General features: G+C 56.7%; 6 protein-coding genes. 3 read left to right on the top strand and 3 right to left on the bottom strand.

What is annotated here, in order from left to right; all coding sequences use genetic code 11:
* Positions 1-276: 276 nt before the first annotated feature.
* A complete protein-coding gene (locus ASG27_RS05295; RefSeq protein ID WP_056414248.1) occupies positions 277-2328 on the bottom strand; it encodes a DUF4238 domain-containing protein in 2052 nt (683 codons plus the stop codon).
* A gap of 421 nt (positions 2329-2749) precedes the next feature.
* Between ASG27_RS05295 and ASG27_RS05290 the strand changes: the two genes are divergently transcribed.
* Positions 2750-7675, top strand: coding sequence for an ATP-binding protein (locus ASG27_RS05290; RefSeq protein WP_235503968.1), 4926 nt, complete (start codon positions 2750-2752; stop codon positions 7673-7675).
* A gap of 380 nt (positions 7676-8055) precedes the next feature.
* Here ASG27_RS05290 and ASG27_RS26505 read toward each other — a convergent pair whose 3' ends face one another.
* Entirely contained in the window at positions 8056-8760 is a 705-nt protein-coding gene (locus tag ASG27_RS26505) for a hypothetical protein (protein WP_156371511.1), read from the bottom strand.
* A 57-nt stretch (positions 8761-8817) separates the two neighbouring features.
* Positions 8818-9594, bottom strand: a complete 777-nt coding sequence (locus ASG27_RS26500) for a hypothetical protein (RefSeq protein ID WP_156371510.1) — start codon at positions 9592-9594, stop codon at positions 8818-8820.
* 274 nt (positions 9595-9868) lie between these two features.
* On the opposite strand from ASG27_RS26500, the gene ASG27_RS05280 reads away from it, so the two are divergent.
* Both ASG27_RS05280 and ASG27_RS26495 read left to right on the top strand, forming a co-directional pair.
* Positions 9869-11239, top strand: a complete 1371-nt coding sequence (locus ASG27_RS05280) for a hypothetical protein (RefSeq protein WP_156371509.1) — start codon at positions 9869-9871, stop codon at positions 11237-11239.
* A 641-nt stretch (positions 11240-11880) separates the two neighbouring features.
* Positions 11881-12474 (top strand): hypothetical protein, encoded by a 594-nt coding sequence (locus tag ASG27_RS26495; protein ID WP_156371508.1) that lies wholly within the window; start codon positions 11881-11883, stop codon positions 12472-12474.
* The last annotated feature ends 663 nt before the right edge of the window (positions 12475-13137 follow it).

Here is a 13137-nt window from a genome sequence, read left to right as displayed (position 1 = left end):
TTGTAACTGTAAAGTCGTAAACTCGAATTCAACGGGTAAAGAAGACCAATACATGCGAATGTCGCCTTGGTCTGGATTGGACTTGTTGCTATACAAAAAAGAGCGCTCAAGGTGAGCGCTCTTTTTCTTTGGTTTTCCCAGAAGTTCTTGCGGTCCGAGCAGCCCCAAAATGCTCCGATGACTGCAAGAGGCTGACAGTGGCCGTTCTGATTTGCGTCGGGAATGTCAGTTTTCGCGGTAATGCGACATTGACAGACAAGCACCGAGTTCGCCGCATCAGGCCCTTAGCATCAGACGCACATTATCGAATTGCTCGTCCACAAATACATCCATCCAGACCTGTTCCGGAGTCGGTGTTGACAGCGCGATACCGAAAGACCAAAGCACGCGCTCGACGTGACTGCCGAGAAGTACAAGGTCGGCGTCTCCTGCGACGTCCTTGTGGGAGTCAAAGAAGCGCCCTAGGTCAAGAGAAAGGAGTTCGAACCAGTCACTTAGGCTGACCGCCTTCAGTATCTCAATGCTCTTGCTGGCCTTCCAGCGGCCGACTTCACCGCAAGTAGCCGCGCATGCACTGGCTGTGGCGCAAAGCATTTGCTCCACATGGCAAAGCGCTGGAAGCAGGGCTGCATCCACATCCCGATGCCGAATGAAGTGCAAACGTGCATCGGCAATTCCTTGAAAACAAGCAGCCAGAGTCTGGCTGTAGAGGTCGTCGGCGGCTGTGAAATCCTCGTCCGACATGCGGCCAAGCCCCGACAGCCGACCACCAAAGTAATGCGAGCAGAAGAGGTGTGCGATGCGCAAGCCAATCGCTTCAAGCGGTGGCCTCTGTCGTTCCATTATTTCCTGGGGAATCTTAGAGATCACCGCGGCGTAGTACACCGCCCGTCCTGCTTGGTGACGAATCAGTGCTGCTGCAGCGCGGGCAAGCGGATGCCTCTTGGCGACTAGATTGACAGCTTGCGTAGTGACGAAGAGTTGACAGGAGACGCCGTCTTGGCGTGCATTCACATGGCAGGTTCCTAGCTGCACGGCTTGAGCGGTGTAGTCGTTCACAAGCACTCCGCGCTCGCGCATGGAGCGTACTATGTTGTCTGTAACTACGATGGTTTCAACGATTCGCAAACCAGCCTGAAGTTCGGGTGCGCCCATCAGATTGCGAACAGCGGCCTGTGCCTTGCCGCTCTTGCGACTCGTTGGATCGAACATGATGGGAACCCTGACCAGTTCCGGCACTTGACCATTGGTTTTTTGCGATTCGACACTACTCTCAGGTGCGTCAAACGGCTGTTCCTCAACCAAACTGTCAACGTACTTGGAAACTGTGCTTCCGAGGAACTGCGCGGCATCGAGCGTTTGCTCGTCAACCTGCGAACTGATAAAGAAGTTCAAAGAACACTGGGCGAGACAGCGGTTCAGAGATGTCACATTGACCTCTGGACTACTGAAGCTGCCCACCAGCACTTTCGTGGAGCCAATAGGCATCGCTACTCCGGAAAATTCATCGTCGCTCATGAGGGAATATGGCAACACTTCCCGGAAGTCCGATGTTTTTGATCCCACCGCAAGGCAATCGGGGAGTATGAAGTGGTTCGGCGGTTCAACTCCGAAGATTTGCCAGTTCATCGCCTTCAGGCGTTCCACGCGAGGCGGTGGAGCCATATTTGTATCCAGTGCCTTGCTGTGTCCGCTAATAATCATCTGGGGAACTCTATCGAGCAGTATCCCGAGCTGTTGCAAAAACATCGTGGCCATGGCCGGAAACATCTCGGGAAACTTCTCTCGTGCCCGGAAGTGAACCAGCTTTGCAAGCACTTTTCTGCCGCTTTCAGGAATAGCTTCAAATTGTAGAAAAAGTTCTTCTTCAATCAACTTGACGAAAGCCGCCTCGGATTGGAGTGAGTCAATTTCGAGAAAGACGCGCGCGGTCTCGTCGCTGCGCATAGCGTCTGTGAGACTACCCAAAATCTGGGTCGCGATAGCGGAGGAACTGTCCCTGAAGAATGCTGAACGGATTGACAGATGAACAACCACCGCTGCTGCCACGTGTGAGTCAACAGGTCCGACTGGGGCCTCACGCAGCGCGTTGATGGCAGGGGACAAGACTAAGCGCTCATAAGTCGTGATCTTGTCATCGAGCGATTGTTCGTCCGAAGGCTCAGAGTAGAAGTCTCGCTGCGCCGCAACTCCCTCGGTTGAAGAATGATAGGGCTCTTGCCCTTTCTTAAAGACATACACCTGTGTTTTCTTCCCCTTGGCCACCCCGAAGCCGCGTTGAAGGGCTTGCGGAATGAAATGCTGCTTTCGACCTGCCATTTTGTTCATGCTCCTCGTGCGTAAATTTCCAGCGCTATGGGGCCGGTGGCTTTGTATTGGCGCCTGCGCTTCGTTGCCACCGGCTGGCATGCTTAACTGACCTTCAGAAGTTCCGAACGGGTTGGCGTACTGCAGTGGTCGATCCGGGAAACATCTCCGGCACCCTGTCCTTCGAAGACTCTGCGATGCCGCCACAATAGCAAGCATGCCAACGAAGCGAAGCATGAGCGAGCAGGAAATACCTCCAACTGACAGTAGTCCAGGAACGAGCACGTTGGCCAGTGGGCCAGCGGGCGCCCATTTCGAAGCCCAGGTCGGTGCGTCATACTTGCTAGCCATGCTCGCCAGGGCACCCGCCCGCGGCCTTCCCGGTGCCACGATAGATCGAGTGGCGCTACAGCAAGCCAATGCGGGGCGTCCGCTCGACGACGTGGTCATCTATGCCCACGACAATGTGTCTGGGAAGCTGGCGGTGCTGGAGGTTCAGGTCAAGCGATCCATCACCTTCGCTGCCGCCGATCCCATCTTTCGCAAAGTCGTAGGCCAAATCGTCAAAGCATCGCAACGGCCTGACTTCCTGACTCAGCGATATGAGCTGGCGATTGCAACGACGAAGGGATCGCGCAAGATCGATGGGGCATATCAGGATGTACTCACGCTCGCGCGCCAGATTGGCGACGCGGCTACGTTCGCCGCTCAAATTGATCTGGCGGGAGTGGCAAACGACGACATGCGCGCCCTCGTCAAGACGTTCAAAAGCCACATGCGAGACGAAGGTTCGCCAGACGACAACGAGACCGTCTGGCTATTGCTGCGCCGGTTGCAGATTCTGACCTTCGATTTCACGGCCCCAGGCTCTGCATCTCATGACCTGGCGCTAGAACGCGCTGTGCGTGTGCTGCACACTGACGATGGATCGCGCGTCGGCGCCTTCTGGGGCAGCCTCATTGAACTAGCAATCGATGTGGCGAAAAGTGGTGGCGACAGAACTCGCGAGACAGCATTGCAAGCTCTTGCGCAGCTGGGCTATCGGCTCCTAGGCGAACGTCGGCACGCTATGGCCCGAGCAGCGCTAGCCGAGTCGTCCCGTTTGGCACTTGCTGACATTCGTAATCGCGTGGGCAAGGTCGTACTTCCACGACAGGAGCGTGTGGCCGCAATGCGTGAAGCATTGGATCGTGGACGCTATGTGGAGATCCGTGGTGATGCAGGCGTCGGCAAATCTGGTGTCTTGCGGCAGATGGCCGAGGCCATGCAAGCCGAAAGTCAGGTCATCGTTCTCAGCCCAGGACGGTGTGTTCCCCGCGGGTGGACCGCGTTGCGCGCACAGCTCGGCTTCGACGGAACGCTTCGCGAGTTGCTTGTCGAACTGGCCAATGACGGCGGCGCCACGATCTTTGTCGACAACCTCGACTCTTTCAGCACAGAGGAGAGGCTCACGGTCGTCGATGTCCTCGGGGAAGCCTCTGTCGTTCCGGGAGTTTCCGTTGTTGCGACGGCTCGGAGCGAATTTGGGATTGATGAGCCCAGTTGGCTGCCGAGCGATGCACTGGCACGCCTGGGTGAAACCGACCCCGTCATGCTCGGTGAGCTGAGCAAGGTGGAGATTGAGCAGTTGAAGGTGACTGATCCTGCGCTTGCCTCCCTTCTAACGGACAGCCATCCCGCACGCCAGGTCGCCAGAAACCTGTTTCGCCTCGCACGCCTAGCAAGTCAGCCAGCATCTGATCCCGTACCGCGCACTGAAGTCGATATGGCTGAGCAGTGGTGGACCACAGCGGATGGCTCCCGCGATGCCGGTTGGCGTGATCGGGCGCGGCTGCTGCAAGCCGCAGCAACGCAAACCCTGGCTGGCGCTGACTTCCTTGACGTTACAGGCCAAGCTGCGGCGCCAATCGATGCGCTGGTATTCAGCGGCACTCTGCGGGATTTGGGTATTGACCGGGTCGCGTTTCGTCATGACGTACTGCGCGAGTGGGCAATTGCAGGCACCCTGCACGCCCACTCCGAACTCGTCGACAGGCTACAACTAGATCGGCCGGCCACGGCAATGTTTGCACGTGGTGTTGAGCTGGCAGCGCGTATGGCAATCGAGCGGGCGACTGATGGCGTGAGGTGGTATACGCTCGTTGATCGGCTGAGCCAAGCGGGAGTTCATCGTTCTTGGCGCCGCGCCGCGTTGCTTGCCATCGCTCGATCCGAAGCTGCGGAAGCGCTTCTCCATCGCGCATCGCCCGAGCTTCTCGCCAATGGCGCCGAACTGCTGCGCGAACTCATCCGAACGGTCATTGCTGTCGAAGTGCTTCCTGCCACACAAGTCTTTGCGGCTGCGGGAGTCGACCCTGCGCTCATACCCTCATCAATCAACGTCCCGCGCGGCTTGGCATGGACGACATTGATTGTTTGGCTCTTGGGTGTAGGAAATGGCATTCCTAAAGATGCTATCCCAGAGGTTGTTCAGCTATACACGAATTTCTCGCTTGGCACGCTTGGCGCCTCCGATATCACGCCGTTTACGACACGACAGATTTACCGTTGGCTGAGGTTGGTGGAGCCAATAGATTCAATGTCGATGCGAAGCGGGGGCTTGAAATCGGATCTTCGCGAAGCGTTCGTCATGTTCGCGGAGACTACGCCAGAGCTTGCCGCTGAATACCTGACGGCAGTGGGGGAAAGTGAGCACAACGAAGATATCGTGCGCAGCATCTTGAAGATGCGCGGCACGCTGGCGCAAGCAGCTCCGGCAGAACTGGCTAACCTGACTGCACGGGCGTTGATCACAAAGCCCCGGCGACACGAGCACCGCTTCAACCGGGAGCGCGAAGAGGCGTTTACCTATCTCGACTATCAGTTCATTCCAGCATCGCCGGCACAAGGTCCATTCCTCGATTTGTTGACCAACTCGCCCAAGAACGGGTTAGCCTTGGTTCATCGCTTGGTCGCACACGCAGTCGCACACCGAAGCCTAGGTGCAGACCCAGGAACGAATGGATTCGACTTGGCTTTGCCAGGAGGTGCGCGCACATTCCCGTGGGCGCAGACCTACTTCTGGTCACGCAACAGCAACTTCTACGCCGTCACGTCGGCGCTGATGGCACTCGAAGCATGGGCGCACCGCCGCATCGAGGCAGGCGAAGCACTCGAAGGTGTGCTAACAGACGTGCTCGGACCGCAGGGCTCGTGTGCTGCGTATTTGCTGGTGGCAGTTGATCTCATCATTTCGCATTGGCCCAAGTCGCTTGACGTGGCGGCAGCTTTTCTCAGTAACCCCGAACTGTTGTGCATCGATCACACACGTCAGGTGCATGATCGCGTCGAAATGCCGGATTTCTTCGGGTTTGGCGCCTTGCATAGCGAACCGCGTGGCAGCGTGACCGCCGCTGACCTGAAGTGCCGGCCATCCCGACGGACAACGCTCGACGAACTGATTGGCAACTTCACGTTCCTGGCATCTCCGGATCAACTCGCGACACTGAGAACCCTGTTGGCGACCGCAGCAGCACGATTGGGTGAACCTGCCGCGAGCGCGCATTTGGGCAATCCGGAATTCATGGTTCAGTACGCGCTAAACCTCTCGGATGCCGCAAATTGGCAGGAAGTTGAAGTGACGCTCAAGGACGGATCATCCGCGACTGCGCGCCAGTATCTATCGCCAACGGCAGAGCAGACCCATCTACAAGCTTTGCGAGACGCCGCGACTGAGCGAGATTCAGACTTCGCCACGCGGGCTGCGCTGGCCCTTGCGGTCGAGGATCCCCCTCGGTTGCTACCAGAAGGTCGGTCTGCAGCGGTGGCTTGGGCGCGGCGTTCTGCGACAGCTATGGCAGAAGTCGAATCTGACGACGACGGCGGAGAGCGGCGCATGCAAGAGGAAGCGGTCGTGACGGCCGCGATGATCGTCATGCGGGACGGCGATGACGCCTTTCGCGCCGAGCACGGAGAATGGGCCCGATCTCAACTGGACAAGACTCTTGCAGCTCTCGACGATGGTCCTGCACGTCAGATGCGAGGGGGGCTGCGCTTCAATCCGACCGCAATCGCTTATGCCGGATTGATCCACGCGTTGCGACATCAGACAACGCCGGAAGACGTGCGGTCGCTTCTTGAAGTAGCGGCGACAGGAAACCACGCTGCAGCGCACGGCTTTGGGACGTCCGCCGCAGTCCTCGCGGATGTCGATATTCGCCTGCCGAGAGCTGTGCTCCGATGTGCATTCAGCGCGAGTGTCGTAGAGGATCGAGTTTGGAATGCGTCACAGGAAGAAGTCGACGCTAGCAAAGCGCGCAGTCATGAACGGGTACTGGCTGCCGTTGCGGCTGAGATGGCGTGGCTTGAAGGTAAAGGCTCAGAGCCAACGTGGCCAAAATTCCCGGTAGAGCGAGCTCGGTCGAGAAGGCAACTAAGCTTGTACGAAACCCAGATTGCTGCACCGGAAGCGTCGGCGCTTTCGCTAGCAGAGCATGTAAATCATCAGGCAGCGGCTCTCTGGTTGCGCCAAGCGCACGCTCTTTCCCATGATGACACCCGCCCTTGGCTCAGTGAGATCGTGAGAGCCTACATGCCTTGGACGGCCCTCGCGAATGGAGCGAACCTAGACGACGGAGACGAAACGGACCGTCCGCCATCTGAGTGGAACGATACGTTCTTTGCGGCGGTTGCGCGCTGCATTGTCGGTCCGTCAACGTCTGAGGCTACTGAACTGGCAGTGCGGCATATCGTTGGGCTTCCAGACCGGCATTTCTACGACGTGCTCGTCGATTTCTTGCGCAGCCTCGATGCGGTGTACTTCGGGGGCGACAGCATTCCGACGCAGGTGGCCGTAGACATTCGGAGTGCACTCGCCGACCACATGCTGACAACGCGTGGATGGGAGCGCCTCAGCCGAAGCAGGGGCTTGTCCATCGAAATACACATTGGCCCAGCAATCGCCGTCTTGTTTTTTAACGACTACATGTACGGGCAGGGATCGAAGTGCTACCTGTTTGAGAAGGGCGTGGAGCGAGTCGGTCCGTTTCTTCCTGTTCTGGACAAACTGGTCAGCAAAGGGCCGTCACTCTTCGTCGCCATGGCATTACTCAACCTGCTTGAAATTGCTCCACGAGCCGAGCAACTGGATGTGCTGGTTAAGGCTGGAGGTGTATGGCTTGAGGCATATCCTGATTTCCGACAGCTGTGGATCGATCACGGGGTGGGCCACCGCTGGTGCTTGGTGATGGAGACCATCCGTGTACATAGCCCTTCCAGCTTCAGTAGCAACGCACCGTTGCGGCCTGCCATCGACAACCTCGTCGCAGCGCTCGTTGCGCTCGGCGTGCCTGAGGCCACGCGGCTGGAAGAGGAGCTTCTCAAGCTTTGAACGACGAACAGTCCTTTGGCGATTATTGATCGCGTTTCGTCACGCATGGATATATGGGACAGCTGGCAATAGCTGGGACGCCGACGTCAACTGTCTAAGTTCGATCCAAAGACGGTAAGGCAGAGCAATGCGGTCTCTGCGCTCTCGCGATTGTGCGACGGCAATCGCTGCAGAGCTGACTATGACCTTGGGAAGTCAGCTTCACGCTGGCTGCGATCGCCAACGGCCGCTTTCGACAGCTCTTGGACACGCAATTCGATTTGTATTTGACTCAAATTTCGCTCAGAGGCAGTTTTGTATGGAAGTCGACACTCGGTCTTCTCGCATGCGTCACACAGCATAAAAATGCCGCCCTAAGGCGGCTTCATTCGCATTCATACCTAGTACTGAATAGCGTAGAACTCTTGTCCGTTGGTGATGGTTCCGTCTGGTCCTAGTTGTCCGTACCAAAAATTCACCATGCCTTTGCCTCTGGCAAAAACATAGTTGTAGACGCGATCCACACCGCCGCTTTCAGAGCCGTACTCGTGCAGCCCGGTTCTCCACACGTCCTGAAAAGGCCCCCAACTGCTGGCGTGTGCAATGGTTCTATTTCGCCACCGCAAGGTCTGTTGGAACGTTGTATCACTGCATCCTCTTGTTACGGTCGAGGTAGCATCTATCGTTTGTCCTGCTGAGGGATTAACAGCGAGCTTGGCAATGAACGGTACATGCACCCAGCCAATCTCGTTGATGGCCTCTCCTATGTAGGAGATGCCGCCGGGACTCACACCTCCGCCATCAATCAGTGCACCGCCAGCGGTACCTGAGTCAACGTATGTCGCGCGATACAGGGGGCCGTTGCCAAAGTAAGCAGGACACGTCGTGTTCGAGTACTGAATGGCAATAGGACGATTCCAGGGAGTGCGGCTGGTCACCGATAGCTGCATGGTTGCTTCGTCCCAGTGCCCCTGTATCTCATAGACCTGGTAGACGATCTGCGTGCCAGCATTCATTGGGTAGTAAGGGTGCCCCGTCTGGGCGCTCCCCACGCTCGGTAACAACGCAACGGTTGCGATCACCAATCCAGCGATTGCTTTCTTCATATTCTTCCTTTGTCACAGTTCAACTTAGTGAGCGGCTCACACATCCGGGCATGCGCGTCAGAAGCCATAGTCAAATGCGTTGAACTGGATGACCTCTCCGCTGCCCCCCGTGCGCGCAATGGTTCCCTTCAGCGGGGACGAGTAGTCTGGGAAGTGACGTCCTTTGTCGAAATTGACGAGGCCCTGCTGGCGCAGAACAACGCCACTGGGTGTTTCCTCCAACAAGTCGGCTTGCAGTGATGCGAACAGAGGATTCGTCGGGATATCAGAGACGGTGATACGCACCCAGTAGATGCCGCCTTTCTTCAGCGAAAACGCCGAAGGGGTGATGTAGCCACCAGAGTGTGGGGTGCCCCCCAGGCAGTCGACATTGGTGTTCCCCACCCCGTTGATCTCGGTACGGCAGTTGTTGGGATATTGACCCCACACGTCCGCCTTGGTCACGTCGTCTGCGATGGTTCCATTGCCGTTGTCATCGTTGCGGAACCAGAGTTCCAGATGCAGTCCGTTGGGATGCACAAATGCACCCACACCGTGAGTCCACAACGGTTGCAGAAATCCATTGACGTAACTGTTGTTGGCGCCTTGCGTAAAGGCAACGATGGCGTGCTCATCTCCGCCAATAGGACTCCCGGCAGGACCACCCCAAACGAAACGCGATTGCAATTTGATTTGCCCACCGTTTTGAATGCTGGCACGGGCTTTCGCAAACGTGCTGGGGTATTGGAAGTCCAGCCCGCCGCCAGGGTGAGCCAGAACTCCGTTTTCCGCACCTGCACTGGCCACCAATGGCGCTAAGGCAATCGAAGTGATGGCCAGAAGTTTTTTGATCATGATCACGCTTCCAAATTGATGTTGAACAAATTTTTAGGAGCTCAACGCACAAGAGCGCAGGCACCCTCCCAACTGCACGGGCACTGGCAATAAGACCCGCGTCTTCAATCTATCCGCAAGTTGTTTAATTGTGCGCAAACATGTTTCGAGTACCACCGCGTAGTTACACAAGGAACAAGCCCTTACATGCAAATCCCAGCGTCGTCACTACGATCCAAAGTGCCGTTGTGACAGCAATCTGTAGGCTGAATAGATCAACCAAAGGGAGAGTCCATTGAACAATCGTCGTGAATTTCTTAAAGCCAGCACTGTGGGATTGGCCGCAGTCTCAATGTCTGGGAATGTGCTCGCGCAGTCTGCTCCCACGGTGTCTCTCTCATTCGCTGCGGCCAGCAACATCTATGACTTCAACGCGTTGCCAGACTACAAGACATATGTAGGTGCAGGTAGGCCTTACGGAAGCTGGGCAGATGGTCCCTTGAACCCCTACCGCCGCAGCTCAACAGACGTCATGCGTGCGGTGGTTCCACACAGCGAGAACCGCACCATGTATCTGGTGCCGGGATCGATGGCGGCGCCCAGCTTGTCACCTGTCGCACCGATGACGATGACGTCGGCACGCAATCCGCAAATGGGTAGCATGGACATGCGGCACTGGCTGTTTTCGGTTTTCAACGTGGATCAGACCCAAGCTTTCGCCATTGCACACTCGGAGAATTACACCGAACTCGCGGCAGATGCCGGCACCTACTGGCCCAACGAGGGCAGCAGTACGTTTCAGTGGTTTAACAGCCTGTCGCTCTTCAAGACGGAGCCTCGAACTGGCGATCACGACCAGTTCAACTACGCGTTTAACCCCGTGCCTTTCTCAGGCACGACCACACACAGCGACCATCACATGATCATTCACCCAGCGCTGCCCCAATACGGCAGGCTGGGCAAGTTGGCGCACTATGGTTTTTTGCACCCGTCCAACCTCATCGAAGACAACGGCTACGTTTACACGTTTGCGCAGCATATTCCTGCGACCCAGAACCCAACGATGGTCAACCCTTTTGGTGCACCTGACTCTCCAGCTGGCAAGGCCGGCCCCGTGCTTTTGCGATGCGCCACCTCGTTGCTCGGGCAGACCGGTAACCCCAACAACCGAAACGGCCACTACTGGGAAATCTTTAACAACGCCGGAGCGTGGCAGTACATCACTCGGTGGGAGTGGGCCGATGCCAGCGTGCCTGAGGCGCCGATCAAACCATACGTTTTCTACCGAGGCAACTTGCCGGGCCAGTGGATGGCCAACATGGCCATGGCGCAAGCGGTGCGCAAGGTGGGAGGCAAGTTCGTGGTGTTTGGGGTAGCGTATCCAGGTGCGCTTCACTTTTCTTACTGCACCACACTCGCCAATCCGCTGGAACTCGAAGGCCACCTTCAACAGTTTGGGCAAGGCCATCCGTTTTCTGGCGCGTTCAACTTGCAGTCCGGTGCGTACATGTCGGTTTTTGATCCAAGCGATACCGACTTGAACTACCGAAGCGTTGCACAGAATGGCGCAGGAGTAGTTCTCGCCGTTCGCGACACCCAATCGACATCTCCCAATGACAACTATGGCCGCTACATGCGCTACACCTTGTCATTCGCGGGCTTTTAGTGCGTTGGACTTTTAAGCTGCAGTTTACGAAACGGTATCTATGTCCGCGAAGTACTACGAACCACGCGAAGGAGCCAAGCGATGAAAGTTTTCCTTGATGCCAACTTCACCAAATGTAGTGACCCAATCCGCTGTGAGGGCTTAGCATGCCGCCGCTTGGGAGAATTTTCGGCGACCGCGCAGGTTCTGGACCTAGCAGCACCTTTCTTCTAGCCTCGCACTTGATTTTATGCAGCCTCCATCCAATACTGGCTAACTGTCCGCGGCATGTCATCCACCAACCACATGCTGCACAAAGTCAGCTTCAGGCTGCGAGCAGCCGCTCACATGACTCGCGGCGAAAGACCGGTGTGAATGAAAGCAGTCGTGCGCGAAGGCAGGGGCCATCTATGGCTGCAGGTAATCGGAATGTGTGTCGCACACCAGCAAAACGCATGGCAGTGACCATGTCCGCGGAACTTAGCGCGTGAATGTTGGCCGACTAACTGTCGGCGTTTTTCCGGCTTGTGCACTGCTCACGGTGCATCTGCATCCGCACGGTGCTGTCAAAATCAATGCGGTCGCGGAACACGGTGGCGAGAAATGGATGCGCACAACTCGCGAGGTGGCACAGTGGTCGAAACACTTGGAAAGAGGTGAATATGAGCAAGACGTGGGGTATAGCTCGGTTCTACGGAATGGGTTCAATGGAATATCACCTGGAATCAGGCGCATGGTTGCCCGATGGCAAGCTCTATAACGGTGCCCCGATACGACTTTTTGAATCGATGGAAGCTGCCGATGCTGCGGCCGAGGACCTCCCGAGGACCGGGGGCCCACATGGCGTCCAGTTTATGGTTGATTCGCAAAATCGCGTCGTAACCGCTAAAAGTTCAAAGGCTTTCCTTCAAACCAAAAACCTCCAGCGAGAGCACTCAACAGCCAAAGAACAAGTGAAAGCTGAGTTCACGATCTTTGAAGACTCTTCGGGCTATTGGGGTGTGGCGCATGCGCTGGAGGCGGCGGCCATTGCCATGCCTGAGAAGCATCGGGCGTCAGCATATCCAACGAAGATAGGTGCGTGCCGGCACGCTTTTGAACTAGCGCTCCAATATGGTGCGACCGAACTGCACTTGCATGGCATGGGCGCTACCACCAGCATCAAGCGGGAAGCTGCGGCGAAAGGGATCAAAGCTCACATTTACTGGCCATCGATCACAACCAGAATCGCCGCGTACGTTCGGCCTAAAAAGTAGGATCCCGCGCATCCGATGGACCATGCCGTCTCTCCGGTGCTGCCGCACTGACTTTGGGTCTGAGGCAGTGCTGACCGAGAACGCCAACACGGAACGATTGCAAAACATGGTCAAGGGTTAACAATTGCGCACATCTTTGGACTGCCGGTAATCAACCTCAGATCAAGGACCACAGCAATGCGCAAGCCACATTACCCACCACTGTCTCTTGACCGCCTCCAGCAGGCCATTTTGAACTGGCAGGGAAGCAATCCAAGCGGGTCACTCGACACCATCGAGAATCACGTTCTTTATGGCGGATCAGGGCATTCCGACAAGGGAACAACCGCGCAACGATCCCGTTTGGCGGCCTTCGGACGCTTCATCTCGCTTCACGCTCCGCGATTCGGCATCAGCAAACACCAGAAACGTCGTGCACGTCGAGATCCATGCGGACGCAAGACGACATGCGCAGTTTGGGAGCTACAACCACCTCATTGCTGCCTGCGCAATCTTGAGTAGGTTGGTGGGGCTGCAGCGCCTCATTGGATGGAGGAGCAGCTCGGCAACCGTGCGATCACCCGGTGTGTTGATTTCCACGCAGAAGTGACCCACTGACCCCCAGGATTTCCATCCAAACCTGACCCACGTACTAACCCTAACCTGCTGCTTTGTTGAGCAGCA

Origin of the sequence: Acidovorax sp. Leaf191 (genome assembly GCF_001424425.1) — a bacterium.
In the GTDB taxonomy this organism is placed as follows: domain Bacteria; phylum Pseudomonadota; class Gammaproteobacteria; order Burkholderiales; family Burkholderiaceae_C; genus Acidovorax.
The sequence above is the reverse complement of the archived record's forward strand: the minus strand, read 5'-3'. Positions and strand labels throughout refer to the sequence as shown.

Coding starts and splice junctions, on each gene's coding strand:
- ASG27_RS05295 (WP_056414248.1), bottom strand. CDS start 2,328: ATGAACAAAATGGCAGGTCGAAAGCAGCATTTCATTCCGCAAGCCCTT.
- ASG27_RS26505 (WP_156371511.1), bottom strand. CDS start 8,760: ATGAAGAAAGCAATCGCTGGATTGGTGATCGCAACCGTTGCGTTGTTA.
- ASG27_RS26500 (WP_156371510.1), bottom strand. CDS start 9,594: ATGATCAAAAAACTTCTGGCCATCACTTCGATTGCCTTAGCGCCATTG.
- ASG27_RS26495 (WP_156371508.1), top strand. CDS start 11,881: ATGAGCAAGACGTGGGGTATAGCTCGGTTCTACGGAATGGGTTCAATG.